Origin of the sequence: Actinoallomurus sp. NPDC052274, from assembly GCF_040679475.1 — a bacterium.
Taxonomy (GTDB): domain Bacteria; phylum Actinomycetota; class Actinomycetes; order Streptosporangiales; family Streptosporangiaceae; genus Actinoallomurus; species Actinoallomurus liliacearum.
On sequence record NZ_JBFAUT010000009.1, the window covers coordinates 69,106 to 93,443 of the forward strand.

General features: G+C 73.1%; 19 protein-coding genes and 1 pseudogene. 14 read left to right on the forward strand and 6 right to left on the reverse strand.

Annotated elements, in window-relative coordinates; all coding sequences use genetic code 11:
- Nucleotides 1-17 precede the first annotated feature (17 nt).
- From AB0K82_RS10670 to AB0K82_RS10715, 10 genes and pseudogenes are all read left to right on the forward strand, one after another.
- A complete protein-coding gene (locus tag AB0K82_RS10670; protein ID WP_364395169.1) occupies nucleotides 18-800 on the forward strand; it encodes an EI24 domain-containing protein in 783 nt (260 codons plus the stop codon).
- Between the two features lie 102 nt (nucleotides 801-902).
- Entirely contained in the window at nucleotides 903-2,846 is a 1,944-nt protein-coding gene (locus AB0K82_RS10675) for a hypothetical protein (RefSeq protein WP_364395171.1), read from the forward strand.
- Between the two features lie 108 nt (nucleotides 2,847-2,954).
- On the forward strand, nucleotides 2,955-5,153 hold the full coding sequence (locus AB0K82_RS10680; RefSeq protein WP_364395173.1) for an acyl-CoA dehydrogenase: 2,199 nt from the start codon (nucleotides 2,955-2,957) through the stop codon (nucleotides 5,151-5,153).
- Nucleotides 5,154-5,172: 19 nt separating this feature from the next.
- The gene (locus tag AB0K82_RS10685) at nucleotides 5,173-7,440 is read left to right on the forward strand and encodes an acyl-CoA dehydrogenase (protein WP_364395175.1); all 2,268 of its coding nucleotides are present in this window, start codon (nucleotides 5,173-5,175) and stop codon (nucleotides 7,438-7,440) included.
- Nucleotides 7,441-7,443: 3 nt separating this feature from the next.
- The gene (locus AB0K82_RS10690; protein WP_364395177.1) at nucleotides 7,444-9,321 is read left to right on the forward strand and encodes a hypothetical protein; all 1,878 of its coding nucleotides are present in this window, start codon (nucleotides 7,444-7,446) and stop codon (nucleotides 9,319-9,321) included.
- The gene (locus AB0K82_RS10695; protein ID WP_364395179.1) at nucleotides 9,321-9,452 is read left to right on the forward strand and encodes a hypothetical protein; all 132 of its coding nucleotides are present in this window, start codon (nucleotides 9,321-9,323) and stop codon (nucleotides 9,450-9,452) included. Before AB0K82_RS10690 ends, AB0K82_RS10695 begins: the two co-directional genes overlap by 1 nt.
- A gap of 3 nt (nucleotides 9,453-9,455) precedes the next feature.
- On the forward strand, nucleotides 9,456-10,229 hold the full coding sequence (locus AB0K82_RS10700) for a glycosyltransferase (protein ID WP_364395181.1): 774 nt from the start codon (nucleotides 9,456-9,458) through the stop codon (nucleotides 10,227-10,229).
- Nucleotides 10,226-11,383, forward strand: a complete 1,158-nt coding sequence (locus AB0K82_RS10705) for a glycosyltransferase family 4 protein (RefSeq protein ID WP_364395183.1) — start codon at nucleotides 10,226-10,228, stop codon at nucleotides 11,381-11,383. The genes AB0K82_RS10700 and AB0K82_RS10705 overlap by 4 nt, the downstream gene beginning before the upstream one ends.
- Complete coding sequence (locus AB0K82_RS10710) at nucleotides 11,371-15,435, forward strand: alpha-(1->3)-arabinofuranosyltransferase family protein (RefSeq protein ID WP_364395185.1); 4,065 nt, start codon at nucleotides 11,371-11,373, stop codon at nucleotides 15,433-15,435. The genes AB0K82_RS10705 and AB0K82_RS10710 overlap by 13 nt, the downstream gene beginning before the upstream one ends.
- Nucleotides 15,436-15,459: 24 nt before the next feature.
- Nucleotides 15,460-16,353 (forward strand): annotated as a pseudogene (locus tag AB0K82_RS10715) (tannase/feruloyl esterase family alpha/beta hydrolase); the annotation flags it as partial.
- Between the two features lie 29 nt (nucleotides 16,354-16,382).
- Here the strand turns inward: AB0K82_RS10715 and AB0K82_RS10720 are convergent.
- The gene (locus AB0K82_RS10720) at nucleotides 16,383-17,432 is read right to left on the reverse strand and encodes an alkene reductase (protein WP_364395187.1); all 1,050 of its coding nucleotides are present in this window, start codon (nucleotides 17,430-17,432) and stop codon (nucleotides 16,383-16,385) included.
- 73 nt (nucleotides 17,433-17,505) lie between these two features.
- Between AB0K82_RS10720 and AB0K82_RS10725 the strand changes: the two genes are divergently transcribed.
- Together AB0K82_RS10725 and AB0K82_RS10730 are read left to right on the forward strand one after the other, a co-directional pair.
- Nucleotides 17,506-18,390, forward strand: coding sequence for a sigma-70 family RNA polymerase sigma factor (locus AB0K82_RS10725; RefSeq protein ID WP_364395189.1), 885 nt, complete (start codon nucleotides 17,506-17,508; stop codon nucleotides 18,388-18,390).
- Nucleotides 18,391-18,407: 17 nt separating this feature from the next.
- Nucleotides 18,408-19,088 (forward strand): TetR/AcrR family transcriptional regulator, encoded by a 681-nt coding sequence (locus AB0K82_RS10730; RefSeq protein WP_364395191.1) that lies wholly within the window; start codon nucleotides 18,408-18,410, stop codon nucleotides 19,086-19,088.
- A 16-nt stretch (nucleotides 19,089-19,104) separates the two neighbouring features.
- Here the strand turns inward: AB0K82_RS10730 and AB0K82_RS10735 are convergent, their stop codons facing one another.
- From AB0K82_RS10735 to AB0K82_RS10750, 4 genes are all read right to left on the reverse strand, one after another.
- On the reverse strand, nucleotides 19,105-19,467 hold the full coding sequence (locus AB0K82_RS10735) for a DoxX family protein (RefSeq protein WP_364395193.1): 363 nt from the start codon (nucleotides 19,465-19,467) through the stop codon (nucleotides 19,105-19,107).
- Between the two features lie 190 nt (nucleotides 19,468-19,657).
- The gene (locus AB0K82_RS10740) at nucleotides 19,658-20,701 is read right to left on the reverse strand and encodes a hypothetical protein (protein ID WP_364395195.1); all 1,044 of its coding nucleotides are present in this window, start codon (nucleotides 20,699-20,701) and stop codon (nucleotides 19,658-19,660) included.
- Complete coding sequence (locus AB0K82_RS10745; protein WP_364395197.1) at nucleotides 20,641-21,300, reverse strand: serine/threonine-protein kinase; 660 nt, start codon at nucleotides 21,298-21,300, stop codon at nucleotides 20,641-20,643. Before AB0K82_RS10745 ends, AB0K82_RS10740 begins: the two co-directional genes overlap by 61 nt.
- A 556-nt stretch (nucleotides 21,301-21,856) precedes the next feature.
- Entirely contained in the window at nucleotides 21,857-22,240 is a 384-nt protein-coding gene (locus tag AB0K82_RS10750) for an ATP-binding protein (protein ID WP_364395199.1), read from the reverse strand.
- Between the two features lie 142 nt (nucleotides 22,241-22,382).
- Between AB0K82_RS10750 and AB0K82_RS10755 the strand changes: the two genes are divergently transcribed.
- Both AB0K82_RS10755 and AB0K82_RS10760 read left to right on the forward strand, forming a co-directional pair.
- The gene (locus AB0K82_RS10755) at nucleotides 22,383-23,192 is read left to right on the forward strand and encodes a helix-turn-helix transcriptional regulator (RefSeq protein WP_364395201.1); all 810 of its coding nucleotides are present in this window, start codon (nucleotides 22,383-22,385) and stop codon (nucleotides 23,190-23,192) included.
- A 6-nt stretch (nucleotides 23,193-23,198) separates the two neighbouring features.
- Nucleotides 23,199-23,306, forward strand: a complete 108-nt coding sequence (locus AB0K82_RS10760) for a DUF397 domain-containing protein (protein ID WP_364395203.1) — start codon at nucleotides 23,199-23,201, stop codon at nucleotides 23,304-23,306.
- A gap of 36 nt (nucleotides 23,307-23,342) precedes the next feature.
- On the opposite strand, the gene AB0K82_RS10765 is transcribed toward AB0K82_RS10760, so the two are convergent.
- Nucleotides 23,343-24,299: an NAD(P)-dependent oxidoreductase gene (locus tag AB0K82_RS10765; protein ID WP_364395205.1), complete on the reverse strand. Its 957-nt coding sequence runs from the start codon at nucleotides 24,297-24,299 to the stop codon at nucleotides 23,343-23,345.
- Nucleotides 24,300-24,338: the final 39 nt, after the last annotated feature.

Sequence of the window (24,338 nt, forward strand, 5' to 3'; positions counted from 1 at the left end):
GGCTCTAATGTGGGCGCGTGCGGAATTTGGCGACCGGGGTCCGGTATTTCCTGCGAGGCATGGCATGGGTCGCGCGGCGCCCGAAACAATGGCTGTTCGGCCTGATTCCGGCGCTGATCGTTCTCGCCGTCTACGTCGCCGGCCTCGTGGTCCTGGCCCACTACGACTGGGACCTGGCGAAGGCGATGAGCCCGTTCGCCGATCACTGGTCGAAGGCCGCACGGGGCGCCACGCGCGGGCTGATCGCCGTCCTCGTCTTCGGCGCCGCGGTCATGATCGCGATCGTCACGTTCACCGCCGTGACCCTGGTCGTCGGCGACCCCTTCTACGAGAGCCTGTCGGGGCGGGTGGAGGAGAGCGCGGGCGGGCTGCCTCGGGAGGTCCGGGTTCCGCTGCTGCGGCAGCTCGCGCGCGCCATCGCGGACGCGGTCGTCGTCGGGACGGTGACCACGCTCTTCGCCGTGCTGTTCTTCGTCCTGGGCTTCCTGCCGGTCGTCGGCCAGACGGTCGTCCCCGTCCTCGCGGCGTGCGTGTCGGGCTACTTCCTCACGTTCGAGCTGACGTCGATCGCGCTGGAGCGCCGCGGGGTACGGCGGCGCGAACGCTTCGCGCTCCTGCGCCGCGACCGGGGGCTGTCCCTGGGATTCGGCGTGGCGGTGTTCGTGACCTTCCTCATTCCGCTCGGTTCCGTGTTGGCGATGCCCGGTGCGGTGGCCGGCGGTACGCTGCTGGCGCGCGAAAGGCTTGCCAGGCCGGGAATTCCGCCCGATCGCGGTGCTCTCGCGGACACTCAGGCGTGAGACGGACGTCACGGTGACGCCATGCTGCGGCTAACAAGCTGTGGCCTGGCCGTAATTAGTGTTCGACACGAGAATTGTTGATCTTCACGTAACCTGTGCGGCATGTCTGATCAGGGAAGCGCCGGGCAGTGGCGTCCGGCGAACAGCCACAGCGGCCCGTATTCCGAACAGGATGAGCCGACAGGGCCGCTTCCCGAGGTCAGCGGACGAGACTTCGCGGCGTCGGCGTTCCCGCCGGCGAGCGGCCGGCCCGGCCCCATGGCGGACGACGACGCGCCGACGGGCGGGTTCCCCACGGTCTCGGCGTCCGAGCAGGCCCCGCAGGCGGCGCGCCGGGAGCGCGCGCCGTTCGAGCCCGCCGACCCTCCGCACGGTCCGGCCGACGCCCCCGCGACGCCCGAACCCGACGGCTCCGGTGAGTCCGGCGCGGCCGGTGGGTACGGCGGCTTCGGCGCGCCCGCCGAGTTCGGCGCCGGCCCGTCCGCCGAGCAGACCGGCTCCTTCTCCAACGGTGGTTCCTTCGGCGCCGAGCCGCCGGCCGAGCGCGGCGGTTCCTCCGGCGCCGAGCCGCCGGCCGACCCGGAAGTCTCCTTCCAGCCGACGACGGCGTTCTCGTCCGTGCCGGAGGAGGAGCCGCCGCCGTTCGGCCACCGGACGGCGGCGGGCTCCTCCTCCGGCCCGAACGAGCCCGTCCGGCCCGAGACCGAGCCCACCGGCTCCACGCCGCCCTTCGGGGCGGAGACTCCGCAGGTCGCCCCGTACGACGCGCGGGACGCCACGTACGGGTACGAGGTGGCGGACCCGTCGTTCGGGTTCGCCCCCGCTCATCCGACGCGTACGGCCGGCCTCGACACCGGACCCGCGGCCGACGGCGCGGGCCCGGGGCCGGGCCCGGCGTCCGAGCCTTATTCGTTCGAGTCGCTGCTCGGCCCCGGTGAGGGCGTGGCGGGCCCGGCGACGCCGGCCGGACCGCCGCCCGCCGGCCCGCAGCCGTACGCCGACGCCGCCCCGTCCCGGCCGTTCCACGGTCCCGAGGCGTTCCAGGGCGTGCCCGGAGTCCCGCCGTCCCCGGTGGGCGGCCCGGTGTCGGCCGAGGACCAGGCCGCGGAGAACGACTTCTTCTCCCACGGCGACGACCCGGCGATGTGGGACAAGCCGCTCGGCCCGTCCGGCCCGCCGCCGCAGCCCGGCAAGCCGAGCAGCGGCAACCTGCGGCTGCCGGACTGGATGCGGGAGCAGAACGGCGACGGCCCCGCCGGGGGACCGACGGCTCCGCCGACCGGCGGCTACGACGGCTACGACGACTTCGAGGAGAAGGGCCGGTCCAAGCGGCCGCTGCTGGCCGTGGTGGGCGTGCTCGTCGTCGGCCTGGTCGCGGCGGGCGGCGCGTACTTCCTGACCGCCGGCAAGAAGTCGGACGACACCACGAGCTCGAGCCCGAGTCATAAGCCGAAGGCGTCTTCGTCGAAGAAGGCGGGTCAGCCGGCGGACGACCAGCCGGAGAAGCCGCTCACGCAGTTCAAGGGCGCCCACACCCGACCGGTGGGGCACATCTCCGACGCGCGGGCCGGCCTGACCTACCCGAAGCTCGGCAAGCCGTGGCAGATGCAGACCCAGAAGAGCGCCATGGCCGAGCTCGGGTTCAGCGCCGGCCAGTTCGCGGTGAGCGAGCCCAAGCGCTGGGGCCGGCTGCTGAGCGCCGAACTGGGCGGCGCGAACAAGGCCGCCTACGGCGGGCCGGGCACCGAGCGCGCCGCCGCGACGAAGGTCGCCGACGCCTACGAGGCGAAGCTGTACGGCTACACGCACCACAAGAGGGTGCTGGCCTCGCAGTCGCTGGACGTCGACGGCCACAAGGGGTGGCTGGTCGGCTACTACCTGACCTACCACCAGCATGGTGTGAAGACCACCGGCGAGCTCTTCACGGTGGCGGTGGTCGACACGGGCAAGAAGGCCCCGGGCGTGCTGCTGATGACGGTGCCGAACACCGACAAGAAGCTCTGGCCGGACGTCAACTACGTCATGCACTCGATCAAGGTGTCCTGATCCGGTCCTCGGCCCGAGAGCCGGGTCACATACCGAATCCCATTCCAATCCGTGTCCGTGGCCATCTAAGGTAGGCCGCGACGGGACGTTGCGGGATGAGGTGGGGACATGGCGATCGGGCTGACCGAGGAGCACGAGGCGCTCGCCGACGCGGTGCGCGGCTGGGCGGAGCGGTACGCGTCCGTGGACGTCGTACGCGCGACGCTCGACGCTGAAGAGGAGGTCCGTCCGGCCTTCTGGGCCGGCCTCGCCGAGCAGGGCCTCCTCGGTCTGCACGTGCCCGAGGAGCACGGCGGGCAGGGCGCCGGGCTGCTGGAGCTCGCGGTGGCCCTGGAGTCCCTCGGCCGCGCCGTCGTGCCGGGGCCGTTCCTGCCGACCGTGCTGGCCAGCGCCGCGCTGTTGCGCGCCGAACAGGCGGGCAAGGCGCACTCCGCGCTGCTGCCCGGCCTCGCCGACGGCTCCCTGATCGGCGCGCTGTCGCTGGCGACCGGCCTCACCGGCCGCCGTACGGACGACGGCCTGACGATCAGCGGTACGGTCGAGCCGGTCCTGGGCGCGGGGCTCGCCGACGTCATCGTGCTGCCGGTCACGACCGACGAGGGCGAGGAGTGGGTGGCCGTCGACGCCGCCGGGCTCACGGTCGCGCCCCTGAAGAGCCTGGACCGGACCCGCCGCGTCGCCCGGGTCTCCGCCGAGGACGTCGCCGTTCCGGCCGACCGGATCCTGACCGGCCTCACGGGCCCGGAGGTCCTCGACCTGGCCGCGCTGCTCCTCGGCGCCGAGGCCGCCGGTCTCGCCGACTGGTGCGTGACCACCGCCGCGGAGTACGCCAAGGTCCGCGAGCAGTTCGGCCGGCCGATCGGGCAGTTCCAGGGCGTCAAGCACAAGTGCGCGCGGATGCTGATCGAGCTGGAGAAGGCCCGCGCCGCCGTCTGGGACGCCGCCCGCGCCTCCGACGACCCCGCCGAGGAGTCCGGCTTCGCGGCGGGCGTCGCCGCCGTCATCGCGCCGGACGCCGCGCTGCGCTGCGCCCGCGACTGCATCCAGGTGCTCGGCGGCATCGGCTTCACCTGGGAGCACGAGGCCCACCTCTACCTGCGCCGCGCCTCGACGCTGCGCGTCCTGCTCGGGCCCGGCAAGGACTGGGCCGGTTCGGTGGCGCGGCTGGCGCTCGACGGCGTACGCCGCGCCGTCGAGGTCGAGCTGGACGAGGACACCGAGCCGCTGCGCAACCGCATCCGCGCGGAGGTCGAGCAGCTCGCCGCGATCACCGACGAGCGGGAGCGGTTCACGAAGATGGGCGACGAGGGCTGGGTCTTCCCGCACTTGCCCGAGCCCTGGGGCAAGGCCGCCTCCCCGATGGAGCAGGTGCTCATCCTCCAGGAGCTGCGCGCCGCCAAGGTGAAGGGGCCGCAGCTCGCCATCGGCGCGTGGGTCGTGCCGTCGCTCGTCACGTACGGCACGCCGGAGCAGCAGGAGCGGTGGCTCGCGCCGACGCTGCGCGGTGAGATGGTGTGGTGCCAGCTGTTCAGCGAGCCCGGCGCGGGCTCCGACCTGGCCTCGCTGCAGATGCGGGCCGAGAAGGTCGAGGGCGGCTGGCGGCTCACCGGTCAGAAGATCTGGACGTCCCTCGCCCAGCACGCCAAGTGGGCGATCTGCGTCGCCCGCAGCTCGGTCGAGCCCAAGAAGCACGACGGCATCACCTACTTCATCGTCGATATGAAGGCCGAGGGCGTCGACGTGCGGCCGCTGCGCGAGCTGACCGGCGACGCGATGTTCAACGAGGTCTTCCTCGACGGCGTGTTCGTACCCGACGACCAGGTCGTCGGCGAGGTCGGCCAGGGCTGGAAGGTCGCCCGCAACACCCTCAGCAACGAGCGCGTGCAACTGTCCAGCGGGCAGGGCCTCGGCGCGGGCACGCGGGAGCTTCTGAACTTCTTCCAGGGCAAGGACCTGTCCCCGGCCACGCTGATCGAGCTGGGCCGGCTGCTCTGCGAGGGGCAGGCGATCGACCTGCTCGGCCTGCGCCTCACCCTCAAGCAGATCTCGGGCCACGAGCCGGGCGCCGAGGCGAGCGTCCGCAAGCTGCTCGGCGTGCAGTTCAACCAGGAGGTCGCGGACTTCATCTGGGAGGCGCAGGGCGCGGTGGCCACCGTGGAGGAGCCCGGTCAGGCCACCGGCATCTGGGCCCGGTACATGCTGTTCAGCCGCTCGATGACCATCTACGGCGGCACCACCGAGGTGCAGCTCAACGTCATCGGCGAACGCATGCTCGGCCTGCCGCGCGACCCGGAGCCCGGCAAGTAGCGGCACGGGGGAGCGCCGGATGGGCATCGGGCTGACCGAGGAGCACGAGGAGCTGGCCGCGAGCGTGCGCCGGTTCACCGAGCGGCACGCGTCCCGCGCGGTGGTCCGGGCGGCCGTCGCGGACGACGGAAGCCACGGGGGTGGAAAGGGGGCGGTGGGCCGCGGCCACGGAGGTGGGCAGCAGGGCGTACACGCGTCGCGGCCCGCCCACTGGGGGGAGCTCGCGGAGCAGGGGCTGCTCGGCCTGCACCTCCCGGAGGAGCACGGCGGCCAGGGCTTCTCCGTCCTGGAGCTCGCGGTGGCCGTCGAGGAGATGGGCCGGGCCCTGGCTCCGGGGCCGTACGTCCCGACGGTGCTGGCGAGCGCGGTGATCGCCGCCGCCGAGGCACCGAAGGCGCGCCGGGAGCTGTTGCCCGGCCTCGCCGGGGGGACGCTGACCGGCGCGGTGTGCCTGGCGACCGGGCTGACGGGGCGGCGAAGCGGCGACGCCCTGATCGTGGGCGGCGGCGCCGGACCGGTCCTCGGTGGCCCGACGGCCGACGTCCTCGTGGTCCCGGTCGCCGTCGGTGACGGCGCCGAGGAGTGGGTCGCGCTGTACCGCCGGGAGTGCGACGTCGAGACGCCGGACGCCGTCGACGCCGTACGCGGGTCGGCGCGCGTCGCGGCGCGTGACGCCGTCGTGCCCGCCGACCGCGTGCTGACCGGGGTCACCGTGCAGGACGTGCGGGCCCTCGCGGCGGTGATCCTCGGCGCCGAGGCGTGCGGGGTCGCCGGGTGGGCGGTCGAGGCCGCGGCGTCGTACGCCCGGACCCGTGAGCAGTTCGGCCGGCCGATCGGGCAGTTCCAGGGCGTCAAGCACAAGTGCGCGCGGATGCTGATCGAGCTGGAGAAGGCCCGCGCCGCCGTCTGGGACGCCGCCCAGGCCGTCGTGGCCGGAGACCAGGTCCCGTACGCAACCGGCGTGGCGGCCGTCGTCGCCCCCGACGCGGCCGTGGCCTGCGCCGAGGACTGCATCCAGGTGCACGGTGGCATCGGCTACACCTTCGAGCACGACGCCCACCTGTACTACCGGCGTGCGCTGACCCTGCGGGCGGCGCTGGGCCGCGCGGCGGACGAGCGGGCGTCGATCGCCGGGCTCGCCCTGGCCGGGGAGACGCGGGAACGCGAGCTGGACCTGCCGCCCGAGGCCGAGCCGCTGCGGCGCGACATCAGGGCGCGGGTCGCCGAACTGGCCGCGCTCGACGAGCGGGAGCGGATCGCGGAGCTGGCGGCGGGCGGCTGGGTGCAGCCGCACCTGCCCCGGCCGTGGGGCCGGGCGGCCTCGCCCCTCGAGCAGGTCGTCATCCACCAGGAGCTGCGGGCCGCCGCGATCAAGGGCCCGCAGCTCGCCATCGGCGCGTGGGTCGTGCCGTCGCTGGCCGCGTACGGCACGCCGGAGCAGCAGGAGCGCTTCCTGCCCGCCACCCTCCGGGGCGAGATCGTGTGGTGCCAGCTCTTCAGCGAGCCGGGCGCCGGCTCCGACCTGGCCGGTCTGCGCACCCGCGCCGACCGATGTGACGGCGGGTGGCGGATCTCCGGGCAGAAGATCTGGACGTCGCTCGCCCAGTACGCCCAGTGGGGGATCTGCGTCGCCCGCACCGACCCGGACGCGCCCAAGCGCGCGGGCATCACCTACTTCCTCGTCGACATGACCTCACCCGGCGTGCGGGTCCGGCCGCTGAAGGACCTCACCGGCGCGGAGGTCTTCAACGAGGTGTTCCTCGACGAGGTCTTCGTGCCCGACTCCCTCGTGGTCGGCCCGGTGAACGCCGGCTGGCAGGTCGCGCGGGTCACGCTCACCGCCGAACGCGTGAACCTGTCGACCGGCTGGCAGCTCGGCGCGGACGTGCCCCGGCTGCTGGACCTGGTCCGCGACCTCGGCCTCGCCGGCGACCCGGTCACCCGCGACGGCGTGGGCGGGCTGGTCGCCGACGCGCACGTGTTCGCGCTGCTCGGCCTGCGCGCCACCCTCAAGCGGCTGTCCGGCGTGGACGCCGGCGCCACCGCGAACGTCAGCAAGCTGGTCGGCATGGAGCACGGCCAGCGGGTCACCGAGTACGGCTTCGGGCTGCTGGGCGCCGAGGGCGCGCTGACCGGCCCGCCCGGTTCGGGACCGCGCGCGGACTGGGCCAGGCTGCTGCTCGCCTCCCGCGCGATGACCATCGGCGGAGGCACCACCGAGGTCAACCTCAACGTGATCGCCGAACGCCTCCTCGGGCTGCCCCGGGACCCCGAACCAGGGCGTTAGCGCGTGTCCCGGGGCTCCGTCGTCGCCGCCGGGACGGGGCTGGTCCTGGGGCTGCTGGCGCTCGGGCCCGCGCTGGCCCCGGGGTTCACGCTCGCGTACGACATGGTGTTCGTGCCGCATCCGACGTTCGACCGGGAGACGTTCGGGCTGGCCGGGATGCTGCCGCGGCACGTGCCCAGCGACGCGGTCGTCACGGCGCTGGCCCACGTCGCGCCCGCGGACGTGGTGCAGAAGGCGATCCTGCTAGCCGTCTTCGTGATCGCCTGCGTGTCCGCGTCCGCGCTGGTCCCCGCCGAGCGGCTCACGGCCCGGCTGGCCGGCGGGGTCGTCTACGCCTGGAACCCCTTCGTCGCCGAACGGCTGCTCCTCGGCCAGTGGGCGCTGCTCCTCGGGTACGCCGCGCTGCCGTGGGTCGTGCGGGCGGCCGCGCGCGGCGAGCCCCGGCGGCTGGTCCTCGCGCTGGTGCCGGCGGCGATCGGCGGGTTCGCCGCGATGGCCGTGTCCGGCCTGGTCGTCCTCGTGATCGGCCTGCACCGGCCGCGCCCCGGGAGGTCGGTCGGGGTCGGTTGGTCGGGGGCCGGAAGGTCGGTCGGGGTCGGTCGGTCGGGGCAAGAGCTGCCGTGGCTGCTCGCGGGGCTGCTCGTGATGAGCCTGCCGTGGCTCGTTCCCTCCCTCACGCGGTTCTCGGGGGTCCCGGCGGACCCGGCCGGGGTGGCGGCGTTCGCCGCCCGCGCGGACACGCCGTTCGGCGCGCTCGGCAGCCTGCTGCTCCTCGGCGGCGGCTGGAACGCCGAGACCGTGCCGCCCGGGTACGGCGCCGTCGTCACCGCCGTGCCGTGGCTGTGCGTCGTCCTGCTCGCCCTGGTCGCGTACGCGCGCGGCGGCCGGGCGGCCGGGACGCGGGGGCTGGGGGTCGCAGCGCTCGTCGGCTTCGTCCTCGCCGCCCTCGGCGCGGTCGTCCCCGGCCTCCTGCGCTGGGCGATCGGGCTGTGGCCCGGGTTCGCGGTGCTGCGGGACGGCCAGCAGTACGTCGCGCCGCTCGCCGTCGTCGTCGCGGTCGGGGTCGGCCTGGCCGTGGACCGCGTCGCGGGCGGACGTCGGGAAGCGGATGGGGCCGGCCCGGCGGCCGACCGGGTCGCGGGCAGGGATCCGGAGGCGGTCGCGGTCGGCCCGGCGGTCGGCCGGGTCGCGGGCAGCGGCCCGGAGGCGGTCGGGGCCGGTCCGGCCGTCGATCGCATCACGGGCGGGCGTCCCGAACTGGCCGTTCTGGCCCTCCTCGTCCCGGTGGCCCTGCTGCCCGGCCTCGCCTGGGGCGCGGGCGGCCGGCTCGCGGCGGTGCGCTATCCGGCCGACTGGTCGCGGGCGCGCGCCGTCGTGGCGGCCGAGCCCGGTGCCGTGCTCGTCCTGCCGTGGGAGGCGTACCGGACCTACGCCTGGAACGGCGGACGCCGGGTGCTCGATCCGCTGCCCCGCTACCTGCCCGGCCGGGTCGTCCTCAACGACGCCGTACGGGTCGGGACGGGCGGGCGGCGGGACCTCCGGATGGCGGTGGAGGACCCGCGGGCCCGGGCGCTGGACCCGCTCGTCCGCTCCGGCGCGCCGCTCACCGACGCGCTGCGCGCCCACGGGATCCGCTACGTCGCCGTCGACGCGCCCGAGGAGTTCGGCACGTGGGCGGCCCGGCTCCCCGGGACGGAACGCGTCGTCACCGGACCCGACCTGACCCTCTACCGCATCCCCGGTGCCGCCCGGAGCAGAGAGACGCCGGTTTCGCAATGGCCTACGGCAATAGCGTCGTTCACTACTTTTGCGGCGCTTGTGTGGTCAATGCGGCTACCGGTCGGTAGCCTCTTCAGATCGTTGTCGCCGAAGGAGCCATGATGCGGATCGCCGTCGCCATGCTGGCCGGAATCGTGCTGGCCCTCATCGCCTCGTTCGGCGTCGTGCGCGTCGTCACGACCTCGCAGCAGGACCCGGTCGTGAAGCCGCTGTACAACTACGGCTCTCGGTGAGCCGTGCACCCGGAGTGCCCGCCCGCCCCCGCGCTGGACGTCGTCATCCCCGCGCGCAACGAGGCCGGGCGGCTCCCGTACGGCCTGGAACGGCTGTCCGCCAAGCTGGCCGGGCTGCCGCTGAGCGCTTCGATCGTCGTCGTGGACAACGCCAGCACTGACGCCACCGCGCGGATCGCCGAGCGCTGGTCCGGGCCGGTGCCGGTGCGCCTCGTCCACTGCCCGGTGCCCGGCAAGGGCGCGGCGGTCCGGGCCGGACTGCTGGCCACCACCGCCCCGTACGCCGGGTTCTGTGACGCGGACATGGCCACCGACCTGGCCGCCCTCGACGAGGTCCTCGTCCTGCTGCGGGCCGGGCACCAGGTCGTCATCGGCTCGCGGCGGCATCCGGGTTCGATCGTCGAGGTGTACGGGCATCCGCTGCGCCGTGTCGGCGCGCTCGCCTTCAACCGCCTCGTCCACGACCTCACGGGAGGCGTCGCCGACACGCAGTGCGGGTTCAAGTTCTTCACCGGCCCGCTGGCCCGGGCCGCCGCCGCCGACCTCCGCACGTCCGGTTTCGCCTTCGACGTGGAACTGCTGCTGCACTGCCGGCGCCGGGGCGCCGAACCCGTGGAGATCCCCGTCGTGTGGCGTGACGTACCCGGTTCGACCTTCTCCGTACGACGGCACACGGTCGGCTGCCTGCGCGACCTGCTCCGCATCCACGCCGAGGCCCGCCGCACCCCGGCCGCGCAGCGCCCCATCACCGTCGCCGACGAGCTTGGCGCCGGATGACGGCCGAGCGGGAACTGCGTACGCTCGCGATCGTGAACTGGCGCGACCCCTGGCATCCGGAGGCCGGTGGCGCCGAGCGCTACGCCTGGGAGATGGCCCGGTGGTTCACCGCGCGGGGAACACGAGTGTGCTTCGTCACCGGGCGGGCGCCCGGCCAGGCCCGGCGGGAGCGGGTCGAGGGCGTCGAGGTGGTGCGCCTGGGCGGCCGGTTCGGCGTCTATCCGCTGGTCCTGGCCTGGACGCTGCGGCACCGGCGGGCGTTCGACGCCGTCCTCGACTGCCAGAACGGCATCCCGTTCTTCACGCCGTGGGTGCTGCCGCGCCGCGTGCCCGTGCTGTGCGTCGTCCACCACGTGCACGACGACCAGTTCGGCGTCTACTTCCCGGCGTGGCTGGCGCGGATCGGCCGGTTCCTCGAGGGGCCGGTGGCCCGGTGGACGTACCGGCGGCACGCCTGCGTGGCGGTCTCCCCGTCCACGGTGGCCGCCATGCGGGAACGCCTCGCCTGGACCGGCCCCGTCCACATCGTCCCCAACGGCGTCACGCCGCCGGGCTCGGTCCCGGAGCCGGCGGAGTGCGACCCGGAGCTGGTGTGCGTGAGCAGGCTCGTTCCGCACAAGCGCGTCGACCGGCTGCTCGACGTCGCCGAACGCCTCCGCGTGCGAATCCACGTCATCGGGCGGGGACCGGAGGAGGCCGGGCTGCGGGCCCGGATCGCCGCGCGCGGTCTGGCGGACCTGGTCGTCCTGCACGGCTACCTGCCGGAGGAGGACAAGGTCGCGCTCGTCGCCCGCGCCCGGCTCCACCTCAGCGCCTCCCGGGGCGAGGGCTGGGGCCTCAGCGTGGCCGAGGCGGCGGCGCTCGGCGTGCCGACCGTCGCGTACGACGTCGACGGGTTGCGCGACGCCGTCGTCGACGGGGTGACCGGCCGGCTCGTGCGCGACGGCGAGGACCTCGCGGACGTCGTCGAGCGGGCGCTGAAGGAGCTGACCGGGCCGGAGCGACGCCGCGAGACGGCCGCCGCCTGCCGGGCCTGGGCCGCCGAGTTCACGTGGGCGCGCAGCGGCGAACGCATGGCGGCGCTGCTCGACGCGGCCGTCCGGCGCGGGACGGCGCACGGTCTGGAGGATCAGTCGTTCCCATGGCCGCGCTGACCCGCGCCGAACCGTCCCCCGACACCGAGCCGCCCCGTCTCGACGAGCGGCTGCGGGACCGCCTGCGGACCCTCCTGGGCTGCGCGCTGCTGACCCTCCTCGCGACGGCGACCCGGCCGGGCCGGATCATCGCCGACACCAAGATCGACATGGCGGTGAACCCGCTCGGTTTCCTCGGCCGGGCGCTGCACCTGTGGGACATCGAGCAGTTCGGGCAGTTGCAGAACCAGGTGTCGGGCTACCTGTTCCCGATGGGCCCGTTCTACGCGCTCGGCCACCTGGCGGGCATGCCGTCCTGGATCGTCCAGCGGCTGTGGCTGGCGACGCTGCTGTGCGTCGCGTTCCTCGGCGCCCGCCGTCTCGCCGGCCGCCTCGGGATCGGCACGCCGGACACGCGGCTGATCGGCGCCCTCGCGTACGCGCTGGGCCCGCACGGCCTGGCGTCCCTCGGCACGAACTCTTCGGAGTACCTGCCCCTGGCGACGTTGCCCTGGATGGTGCTGCCCCTGGTCACCGCCGCGCACGGCGGCGGCCGGGTCCGCGCGGCCGCCCGGTCCGGGCTGGCCGTCGCCTGCTGCGGCGGCATCAACGCCACCGCGGTCCTCGCCGTCCTCGTCGTCCCGGTCCTGTACGTGCTCACCCGGAGCCCCCGGGGGCGTCCGCGCCTGTTCCGGACGCGCCTCCTCGCCTGGTGGGCGGTCGCGGTGGGTTGCGCCACCGCCTGGTGGTCCGTGCCGCTGCTCCTGCTCGGCCGGTACGCCTACTCGTGGCTGCTCTACACCGAGAAGGCCGCGACGACCACCGCGACGACCGGCCCCGCCAACGTGCTGCGGGGCTCGGAACGCTGGCTGAACCTCCTCGTCGTGGACGGCCGTCCCTGGTGGCCCCTCGGCCACGCCTTCGCGACCGCCACGCTCCCCGTCCTGTGCACCGGTCTCGTCGCCGCCCTCGGCCTGGCCGGTCTCGTACGGGCCCGGCTCCCCGAGCGGACCTTCCTCGTCCTCACGCTGCTGACCGGTCTCGTGGTCATGGTCGCCGGGCACGCGGGCCCGCTCGCGCCCGCCGTACGGGACCTGATCGACGGGCCGCTAGCGCCGCTCCGCAATCTCTACAAGTTCGACGGCCTGGTCCGGCTGCCGCTGGCCCTCGGTCTCGCGCACCTGCTGTCGTCGCCGTTCCGATGGCGGAGGCAGACCGCCGCCGGAGCGGCCGCCGCCCTGGCCGGGGTGCTGCTGTCCGCGCTGGGCACGGGACTGTCCGCCGACGGCGACTTCCGCGAGGTCCCGCAGTACTGGCGCGAGGCCGCCGCCTGGCTGAACGGGCGCGCCGGGGAGCAGGGCGTCCTGGCCGTTCCGGGCGCGCGCTTCGGCGAGTACCTGTGGGGCCGCCCGATGGACGACGTCACCCAGCCGCTGCTGAATGTCCGCTGGGGCGAGCGGCAGCTCGTCCCCGCCGGCTCGGCCGGCTTCACGCGGCTGCTCGACGCCATCGACCAGCGGATCACCACCGGCCGGGGCTCCGCGGGGCTGACCGAGGTACTGGCCCGCATGGGCATCCGCTACCTCCTCGTCCGCAACGACCTGCGCCGCGACGACCTGCGCGGCGCGTGGCCCGCCCGCGTGCACCAGGCGCTGGACTCCTCGCCCGGCATCCGGCGGGTCGCCTGGTTCGGCGGGGTGCCGGCCGGCTCGATCCTGCCGGACGACGCCGTGAGCTCACCGGACCAGCCGTACGCCCCGGTCGAGATCTACGAGGTCGACGGCGCGGACGACACCGTCGGCCTGCTCGACGCCGACCGGGCCCTGCGGCTGTACGGCTCGCCGGAGGCCCTGCTCACCATGGCCGAAGACGGCCTGCCTGCCGGCCGGCCCGTCCTGTTCGGCGCCGACGATCCCAAGGCGACCGGCCGGCCCGTCGTCGCGGACTCCCTGCGCAAGGTCGAACGCGACTTCGGTGAACTGCGCGGCCACACCTCGCCCACGCTGACCGCGGCAGCGGAAGGGAGCGTGCCCGCCACCCGCCGTGACGTCCTCGAATCCGGCTGGGACCGCTACTCCACCGTCGCCGCCTACACCGGCGTCAAGGACGTCACGGCCTCCGCCTCCGCGTCCGACATCACCTCGCCGGCCGAACTCGACCAGCCCGGCGCCCTCCCGTACGCCGCCGTGGACGGCGACCCGCGCACCCGGTGGGAGAGCGGCGGCTGGACCGGCCCCGTCGGCCAGTGGCTCCGCGTCGACTTCGACCACCCGCTGACGCCCCGGAACGTCACGGTGGCGTTCGCCCAGGACGACGGCCTCGGCCCGCCGCCGGACGAGATCGCCGTCGAGACCGAGACCGGCCGGGTCGTCCAGCACCTCGCCCGTACCTCCGCCGCGCAGTCGCTCCGCGTCCCCGCCGGGCGGACCCGCTGGCTGCGCGTCCGGATCCGGTCGCTGACCGCGCGGCCCGCCGTCCCCGCCGCCGCCCGCGTCGCCATCTCCGAACTGCACGTCGACGGCGTGCGCGCGGGCCGGGAGTACCGCCTGCCGAACGTCCCGGCCGGCGCGACGGTGGTCATGGCCCGGACCTCCGACGGAATGCCGGCGTGCCTGCGGGGCTCGATCCGCTGGGTCTGCTCGCCGTACCTCGAACGCCGAGGGGAGGAGCCGTACGCCTTCGACCGCGTCTTCACCGCCGCCCGTACGGACACCGCGAAGCTGACCGGAACGGCCGCCCTCACCGACCCGGACCTGATCCAGCGGTACACGAGCACCGACCCCCGTCTCCAGGTCACGGCGAGCTCGACGCTGACCCGGGAGCCCGCGACCCTGCCTCGCAGTGCCTTCGACGCCGACCCCGCGACGACATGGGTGCCCGCGACGGGGGACCGCGCGCCGTGGCTGTCGCTGTCCTGGGGCCGCAAGATCCAGGTCGGGCAGCTCACCGTACGGCGTCCGGCGGGCGCGGCCTACCTCACCCAGGTCCGCGTGGAGGGGGACGACGGCCAGTGGCGCGAGGCGCCGCTGGACGACAAGGGCCGCGTGTCGTTCAAGCCGATGCGCACGAGCCGGCTGACGCTGCGGTTCTCCGGCCTGCCGCAGATCACCGACGTCACCGTGCCGGGCGTCAAGCCGTTCCGCACGCTGCCGGGCGCGCGCGTCCCACTGCCGTGCGGGTTCGGCCCCCACCTGCGGCTGAACGGCGTCGACGTGCCGACCCGCGCGACCGGCACGTACACGGACCTCCTGGAGGGACGGGCGTTCCGGTTCCAGGCGTGCCGCACGGTCACGGTCAAGGCGGGCGACGACCGGCTCGCCTCGGCGCCGTCCGATGCCTTCCGCGTCGACTCCGCCGTGCTCGCCCCGGCCGGCGCCACGGCGGCCGGGGACGGCGAGCCGTCGCCGGTGACCGTGACACGGTGGACGTCCGAGCACCGGCAGGTCGAGGTCTCGGCGCGGCGCGCCTCGTACCTGGTGGTCAACGAGAACTACAACGCCGGCTGGCAGGCGAAGATCGACGGGCGGACCCTGCGCCCGGTACGGATCGACGGCTGGCGCCAGGCGTGGGCCCTCCCGGCGGGCACCGTCGGCACCGTCCGCCTGTCGTACACCCCCGACGGCACGTACCAGGCCGCCGTCCTCATCGGCCTGAACTTCCTGGTCGTCCTGGTGATCGCCGCCCTGTGGCCGTCCCGCCACCGCCCCGCCGAACCGGCCCCGCGACCGGAGACCGAGCGGGAGAGGTCCCGCGTGGTCATGGTCTCCACGCTGGTCCTGACGGCCGGAGCCGCGGCGGGCATCGGCTACTGGAGCGATGGCCTCGGCGGGACGGCCGTGGCGGCGGTCGCGGCGGTGGCGTTCGCCCTCGCCCCGGCGCGTACGCGGCTGGGCACGCCGTGGCTCCCGGCGGCGGCGATGCTCGCCGCGACGGTGTCCCTGCTCGTCGGCCTGCGCCTGCAGTCGGCACAGCAGACCTCGGCGCACCTGTTCACCGAGACCCTGCCGCAGCTCCTCTGCCTCGTCATCGTCGCCCGCCTGGTCGCGGCGCCGTCGCGGACGCGGGAGAGGTAGTCACGCGCGTCGACCTGCACGCCGGTCACGGACGGCACGATCGCCAGCGCGACGACCGACATGGGGCACCAGGGGAGCCCCGACGGGTCCTGGGCGGCGAACAACCCGCAGGCACAGATCGACTTCGCCTACCGCGGCGTCCACGTGACGAACCAGGTCGCCAAGGCCGTCATCGCCCGGTTCTACGGTCGTTCTCCCGCCCACTCCTACTTCGACGGTTGCTCCGACGGCGGCCGTGAGGCGCTGATGGAGGCCCAGCGCTTTCCCGGCGACTTCGACGGCATCGCCGCCGGAGCCCCGGCGAACGACATGGTCGTCCAGAACACCTTCCACCACGCGTGGAACGTCCTGACCAACCTCGACGACGGCCGCTACATCCTCCTCGCCGGCAGGCTGCCGCTGATCCACCGCGCTGTGCTGGCCGCCTGTGACGGGCTGGACGGTGTGAAGGACGGCCTGATCGGCGACCCGCGACAGTGCCACTTCGACCCGGCGACGCTGCTGTGCAAGGCCGGCCAGGATTCCTCGACCTGCCTGAGCGGCGCCGAGGCCCGCGTCGTCCGTCGTCTCCACGACGGGGCGGTCGACGCGCAGGGCCGGCGGCTGGAGCCCGCGATCGCCCACGAGTGGGGCTCCGAGCTCGACCGGACCCTCTTCGTCCCGTCGAAGCAAGGTCAGACGGTGGGCAGCGAGAACTTCGTGCTGTCCTTCGCGCGGTACCTCGGATTCACGAACGATCTCGCCCGACGGGGGTCGGCTGTGGATCACCGAGGCGGGGGGGAGGCCCGCACCGGCCTGAAACGGCACGCCCCGGCGATCCGCGCACGCATCCACCAGGGCATCGACGACGCCGACTACGTCATCGCCCTCAAGGTGCTCCAGCAGATGATCCGGAACACCGGCGGCACCGTGGCCTAGTCGCTGGCGGACACGGACGGTGGAGATCCTCAGGGCGCCGACCAGATCGGGTGGTCGACGTAGCCGCGTGCGCCGCCCGTGTAGTGGGTGCCCGGGTCGTCGGCGGCCGTCTCGTGGCCCAGCGCGAACCGGGCCACCAGGTCGGGGTTGGCCACGAAGAGGCGGCCGAACGAGACGGCGTCGGCGAGTCCAGCGTCGATGATCGCGGAGCCGCTGTCCCGGTCGAAGCCGTGGTTGGCGATCAGCGGACCGTCGAAGAGCTTGCGGTACCGGGCGAAGGCGTCGAGGTCGGGGACGGGCCCGCCGGGCGCCGGGCCGCGCAGGTGGAGGTAGGCGAGCGGGCGTTCGCCGAGCTCGGCCACGAGCGCGTCATAGCCCGCGAGCGTCCGGTCGTCACCGGTGAACGGGTAGTCCGCGCGCGACCGGTCGGCGGCGGGCGCGTCGGCGACGCTCCAGTACGGCGACAGGCGCACCCCGACCCGCCGGCCGTCCCAGGCGGCGGTGACCACGTCGACGATCTCGAGGAGGAGCCGGTGCCCGGGGAGGCCGTATCCGTCGGTGCGCCGGTTCAGCCGCCGGTTCAGGAACCGCGCGAGCAGATGGGTGCCGTTGGCGGCGATCTCTACTCCGTCGAACCCCGCCCGGCGCGCGTTCCCGCTCGCGGCGCCGAACTCCGCGATCAGGCGGTCGAGGTCCGGGACGCTCATCTCCCGGACGGGGCGGGAGTCGTCGCCCGGGCGCCAGAGCTGCAGCACGATACGGCCGCCCAGGGCGTGGACGAGGCCGGTCACCCGGCGCCACGCGGCGACCTGCCGTTCGCTGTAGATCCCGGGAACGTTCGGGAGGCCGATCGCCTCCGCGCTCACCCAGGCGCCCTCGGCGACGATCAGGCCGGCGCCGGCCCGCTGGCCGTAGTAGGCGGCGTGCAGGTCGGTCGGGACCAGGTCCTCGTTGGTGGCGCGGCACCGTGTCAGCGGTGCCATCACCACCCGGTTGGGCAGCCGCAGGTTCCCCAGGGCCACCGGCCGCAGCAACGGCCGGGCCTCGTCGAACTCGTTATCCTGCTGCTGTCGAATCATCGGTCGCTCTTCTCCTGTCGGCTCGCTGCTCGGTGGCACGAAACAGACGGAGCCCGACGGCGGAAGGTGACCGATGAACGAGCACGAGGAGTTGGCCCGGCGCTTCGAAGCGCACCGCGAGCGGTTGCGCGCGGTGGCCTACCGGATGCTGGGCTCGGCGAACGAGGCGGACGACGCCGTCCAGGAGACCTGGCTGCGACTCAGCCGCACGGATGAAGGCGGCATCGACAACCTGGAGGCATGGCTCCGTACGGTGGTGTCCCGGCTCTGCCTCGACATGCTGCGGACGCGCGCCTCGCGCCGGGAGGACACTCTCGAATGGGAGGTGTCCGCGCAGGCGGGGGACGACGACCCGGAGGACGAGGCCGTGCTCATCGACTCGGTCGGCCGCGCCATGCTCGTGGTGCTGGACACGCTTCCGCCCGCCGAGCGCGTCGCCTTCGTGCTGCACGACCTGTTCGCCGTGCCGTTCGACCAGATCGCCCCCATCGTCGACCGCACTCCGGTCGCCGCCAAGAAGCTCGCCAGCCGGGCGCGGCACCGGGTACGCGGCGCCACGGCGCTCCCCACCGCCGAGCTGTCCCGGCAGCGACGGGTCGTCGAGGCGTTCCTCGCCGCCGCGCGCGACGGCGACCTCACCGCGCTGCTCGCCGTGCTCGCCCCGGACGTCGTACGGCGGGCCGACGCGGTCGTGCTGACGCCGGGCCGGCCGGCGGTGGCGCGCGGGGCGGACACCGTGGCGCGGGAGACGCTGGTCTTCGGGCGGCGCGCGAGATTCGCCGAACCGGCGCTCGTCGACGGAAGGGTCGGCGTCGTGATCGCCCCGCACGGCCGGCTGCTGCTCGCGCTCGTGATCACGGTGGCGGGCGACCGGGTCACCGAGTACGACATCGTCGCCGATCCCGCGCGGCTCCGGCGGCTCGACCTCGCGCTCCTCCCGTCTCGGCCGGTGCCGTGAACATCTATGGTGAACGGGTGTCGGATTCATCGCCGCGTCGGCTGCCCCGCGGGCGTTACGCGCTCTCGCGGGAGGAAGTGGGACGCATCCAGCGCTCGCGGCTGTGCGCGGCGATGGCCGAGGTGATGGCCGAGAAAGGGTACGTGGCCACCTCGGTCGCCGACGTACTGCAGCGGTCGGGCGTGTCGCGGCAGAGCTTCTACCAGTTGTTCGAGGACAAGCTCGACTGCTTCATGGCCGCCTTCGACGTCGCCGCCGACCTGCTGCTGCAGCACCTGCTGGAGATGGTCGGCGCCGACGAACACCGCATGCCCGGTCCGGACGCGACCGGGGACCCGCTGGGGGGCTTCGAGCGGGCGTTCACCGCCTACCTCGCGGCACTCGCCATCGAACTGCCCTACACGCGGCTGTTCCTGATCGAGGTGTACGCGGCCGGTCCCGCGGCGATGCGGCGCCGCAGCGAGCTGCAGGACGCCATCACCGCCGTGTTCGCGGACCTGATGGGGGTCACCGACGACGCGGGCCGGTTCACCTGCCAGATGGTCGTCGCGGCGACCAGCACCCTGGTGACCAGGGCGGTCGCCGACAACGACGTCGAGGGGCTGAGCGCCCTCGGCCCGCAGGTGATCGCCCACGTCCGCAGCCTCTGGGAGGCCGGCGCCTTCGGGCCGCGAACCGACCGGACGGGATCACCCTGAGCCGACGGGCCAGGGCTCAGAACCGGCCGCACGCGATGAACACGGCCAAGGCGAGATAGGCGAGGTTCAGCACCACGAGGGCGAATTCGCCGCGTCGCCCGTGGGTGACCATCGCGCCGACCATCAGCAGGATCCAGCAGACGGCGGTCACCGGCACCAGGACCGGTGCGACGCCGACCAGGGCGGGCAGGATCAGGCCCACCGCGGCCAGGAGTTCAAGGACGCCGAGGGTCTTGACGAAGCCGACACTGGCGGCGTCGGTCCAGCCCCCGCCGTGGGCCGCGGCCAGTTTCTCCTTGGGGACGAAGGTCTTGCTGATCCCGCCGGCCAGGGCGACCAGGGCCAGCAGTCCGGCGCAGATCCAGAGCGCGAGGTTCATGACGTTTCCTTTGCTGCGGTGGTTCGTTCGCCCACAAGGCACCGACGCCGCGACCTTTGTGACGGCACCGGCCTATGACGCGCGTCACAGGCAGGACTTCCCCTGGGTGACCATCGGCCGGCCGTCGGCTCGAACGACCCCGGCGCCTACGCGTCGACCGAGCCGGTTCAGGTCGACGGCTGCCGCGCGGTCAGCCGATCTTCCAGATCGTGAGACGACTCCCACCGCCGGCAACGGTCGTGCCGTCGGGGCTGACGGCGACACAGTTGATCTTCGCGTCGTCGCCGGTACTGAGCACGGCGACGCTCTCGCGGCGGGTGATGTCCCAGTTGCCGCTCGCGGTGACCAGGACGCCTCCGGAGGGACTGAAAGCCAAGGCCGCGACCCAGTGGCCGTCGCCGGTGTGCAGGGTCGCGCTGTTCGTCCGGGTGGCCGGATCCCACAGTCGGACGGCCGGGGCGTCGTACGCGGTCGCCAACGTCGCGCCGGCCGGGTCGAACGCCACGCAACTCAGGGAGCCGTTCCACTCGACGGGGTCCTGGTGGGGAAGGGCGGCGACGGCACCGGTGGCGACGTCCCACAAACTGATCGTTCCGTCGCCGTTGCCCACCGCCAGGCGCGCCCCGTCCGGGCTGAACGCCGCGGACAGGGTGGCCGTGAACTCATGGTTGAAAGCGGTGACCTTCGCGAGGGGCCTGCCCCACGGGTTGGTGACCGTGTGGTGAGAGGTCCCGGCCGATGTCCTGGCGGCCACCTCCCACAACCTGGCCTTACCGTCGTCGCCGACACCGGCCAGCATTGTGCCGTCGGGGCTGAAGGTCACCGATCGCACCTCTCCGCCGCCGTCGAGGAGCGTCACCGGAGGTCCGGGCCGGAGGGGCCTTTCGCTGGCGTTCGGCTTCGGAGCCGGGCTCCGGCGTGTGTTCCCCGAGCGCAGCATGGAGGCCGCCGGAACGGCCGGAACGGCCGCGACGTCCAACCCGGCCACCATGAAGTCGCGGCGGCTCGGACGCCACCCGCGAACGTCCGACCTCGCGGTCAGCGCCCTGGTGCCGGGCCTCGGCCCACGGTCCTGGTTCTGGTGCCGCAGTTCACGGTCGCGTTCGCCGATCATCGCGGTCACGGCGGGCGGCAGCCACGGACCGCCCATTTCGGCGGGGCCCGCGAGCCGGTTCAGGATCTCGGCGAGGCTCGGCCTCTCCTCCGGGCTCTTGGCCAGGCAGGCGCTGACCAAGCCGAACAGGTGGTCGCGAACACGTCACTGGGCGGCCCTACTCGGAGCCCACCCGCCTGCTCAGGAGACATGAACCCGGGCGTTCCGAGCACGGTCGTCGAGGCTTGGACGGCGTCCAGCGCCCGGGCGATGCCGAAGTCGATGACGCGGGGACCGTCGGCCGCGAGGATGATGTTGCCGGGCTTGAGGTCACGGTGCACCAGCCCTGCGGCGTGGATCGCGGCCAGCCCCTCCGCCAGCCCCGCCCCCAGCACACCGACCGCCTGGGCGGGCAGCGGCCCATGGGTGTCGACGGCCTGTTGCAGTGACGGGCCGGAGATGAAGGCGGTGACCAGCCACGGTGGATCGGCGCCGGGATCGGCATCGACCACCGGAGCGGTGTAGAAGCCGCCGACCCTGCGGGCCGCGGCGACCTCCTGGGCGAACCTGCGGCGGAACGACGCGTCGCTCGCCAACTCGGGACGCACGAGTTTCACCGCGACCAGCCGGCCTCCGCGAGAGCGGGCCAGGTACACCTGGCCCATCCCGCCGCCACCCAGCCGTCCGAGCAGGCGATACGCCCCGACCTGTCGCGGATCGCCGACCTGCAGAGGATCCATGGGTGAGCGCCCCATCTGAAAAGAACACCAGTGTCTGTCAGATCGGGTGTGATTCTTCCAGAGACCGGCCCTCCGGCGAAGCGCCGGAACGTGCCGACGCCGTCGACGGGCGGCGTGTGCCGTCCGAACTATGCTCGCGGAGCCTTCCCGGCGGCCGTACCGGCACCGAACCGAGGATCGGTCGCCCGCCGAGCGGACGTGGAACCGCTTCCCGCCGGGGACGCGTACCAAATGCTCGGTAACCGCGGTCGTGAACACGGATATAACGTCGCAGAGCGCCGCCTAGATGCGGCCTATACCGAGCGTTCCGTTCGCCCGAGATTCGGCGGCGAGGTCGCAGATGGGGCAGATCGCCATAAGGCCGCCGTGGGTGCTCCTCCGAGTGACCGCCGCTGCCCTCAGTTTCCGAGGCGCCGGCTGGGGCGTCTTTTTTGGGCTGTCTACTGTGGCGAGAAAATTCTCGCCACAGTAGACAGCCCAAAAAAAGATGACTGCGTGGCCAGCGGTGCATCGTCCGATATTGCACCTATTCACGGCGGCCTGAATAGGTCGGTCGTCATGGCGCCACCCGCGCCCAGACGACCTTCCGCCGGCCCTCCCGGCGTACGCCCCAGCCGACAGCCAGTGCCGCCACGATCAGCAAACCCCGCCCGCCCTCCGCGTCCGAGTCGCCGAACGCGTCCCTGATCTGAGGCTCGTCCGGTGAGGAGTCCACCACCTCGACCAGCAGGGCGCCGTCCTCGGGGATCAGCCGGACCGTGAAGACCTGGCCGAGCCGGGCCGCGTTGGCGACGAGCTCACCCGTGACGGTGCTCGCATCGTCCAGCAGGTCCGTCAGGCCCCATTCCCGCAGCCGGTCTTTGAGCACGAGACGGGCGCAGGGCGCCGCCGCCGTGTTCGGGCTGAGAGATATTTCATACGGAAGACGCGATTCGATCACGAGACTTCCTCCGCGGTCGACGATTTCTCCTACCCCTCGCGGGTCGCTGAAGGGATCGCTTCCCCAGCGTGTCGCGGGGCGTTTACCGTCGATACGATTTCGTCGCTACACATCACAACCACCGACAAGGGAGATCGAATCGATGGGACGAGAACGGGAACTCGATCCGCGCGTCTCGGCGATCGCGCAGTACGGGTATCGCCTCCGGCATTACCGGAAAAAGGCCAATCTCTCCCAAGACGCATTAGGATCACGAGTCGGGGTGACCGGCCAGATGATCGGCCACATCGAGACCGCCAAACGACCGACCACCCCGGAGATGTCCAAGGGCTTCGACAAGCTCTTCGGCCTCGACGCCTACTTCGAAGAGCTCTGGTGGCAGGTCCGCCGCGAACAGACCCCAAGCTGGTTCCGCGACTACGTCGCCGCCGAAGCCCGCGCCGCCTCCCTCCGCCTCTTCGACCCGCTACTGATCACGGGCCTGCTGCAGACTGAGGCCTACGCGCGGGAGGTGCTGCGGGCAGGGCAGCCGGACGACAAGTTGGAACAACTCGTCGCCGCCCGGCTGGCCCGCCAAGAGATCCTCGATCGAGAGGACGCGCCGTGGCTGGTCTTCGTCCTTTCGGAGTCGGCGCTTCGGCGCGTCGTGGGCGGCCCCGACGTGATGCGCGAGCAGTACGCGCGGCTGCTTGAGCTGGCAGAGCGGCCGAACATCACGATTCACGTACTACCGGAGGACGCCCCGGTCTATCCGTCTGGGGGTTTCACGATCTTCAGCTTCGACGAAGCACCGGACCTGGGCTACGCCGAGGCCGTTAACGGTCACGGCCCCCTGATCGAGCAACATAAGCCGATCGAGGGTCTTAAGGTGATGTTCGACCTGATCAGATCGGCCGCGCTGTCTGCGGCCGCATCGACCGATCTGATCCGAGCCCTCATGGAAGGGACGTGACCCGACATGGACTCACCAACCCCTGGCTGGCGAAAGAGCACCCACAGTGGCCAGGAGGGTGGTACCTGCGTCGAGGTCGCCGTGATCGACTGCAGCGACGTGCGCAGCGTCTGACCGCCGGTTCACTTTCGTCGCCTAGGGGGCCGTTCCTTAGCGTTCGTGGCCGGCGTTGAGCCAGGCAATGTAGTCGTGGACGGCGCGCTTCGGGTCGTACGCGGGAGTGAAGCCGGTGTCCTGGCGGAGCCGGGTGATGTCGAGGTACGGGTCTTCGGCGGGAGCGCCGGGACCGCGACCGGCGGGTAGGTCGATCGCCGCGTCGGGGATGACGGTGCGGATCGCCTCGACGATCTCGGTGTGCTTCGTCACCTGGCCGGAGCCGATGTTGTACGTGCGGTGGTTCAGGCGCTCGGCCGTCTGCAGCATGGCGATGGCGCGGCCGCAGTCCCTGACGTAGCAGTAGTCGCCGCCGTCGTCGGCGTACGCGGGCCGGCGCGGCGGGGAGAAGTCGGCCGCCTCGCCCTTCACCGCCGCGTGCACGAGGCGGGGCACCGGGAAGAACGGTGACTCGGGGCGGCCGAGCGGGCCCCAGATCGCCCCGATGCGCAGGCTGACCGCCTCGAAGCCCACCCGTTCGGCCACCGTGCCCGCCAGTAGTTCGGTGCTCTTCTTGGCCGCGGGGATCGGGTGCGTGGCGGTCATCGGAAGGGGAACGTCCTCACGGAGCACGGTCTCGTTCACGCCGAGGTAGACGCCGACCGTGCTGGCGAGGCTCACGCGCGGCACCCCCCACTCCGTGGCCGCTCGCAGCACGTTCAGCAGCCCCAGCGTGTTGGCCCGCACCTCGTCCACGGGGGAGTGGGTGCCGAAGAACACCGCGGCGAGGTGCACGATGCCGGTGATGGGGTGACGCTTGCCGAGGTCCAGGACCGCGTCGGCGTCGGTGACGTCGAGCGGCTCGACGAAGAGGCGGCCGCCGACCTCGTCTTCGAGGAAGGCGGGGATCCGGGCCGTACGGTGCCGGGTGAGCACGCAGGACTCGCCGAGGTCGAGCAGCGCGCGGGTGGTGTGGGAGCCGATGAAGCCGAGCCCGCCGGTGATCAGGATCATGCGTGGTTCTCCAAGAAGATCGTTAGCTTGCTAATGAGA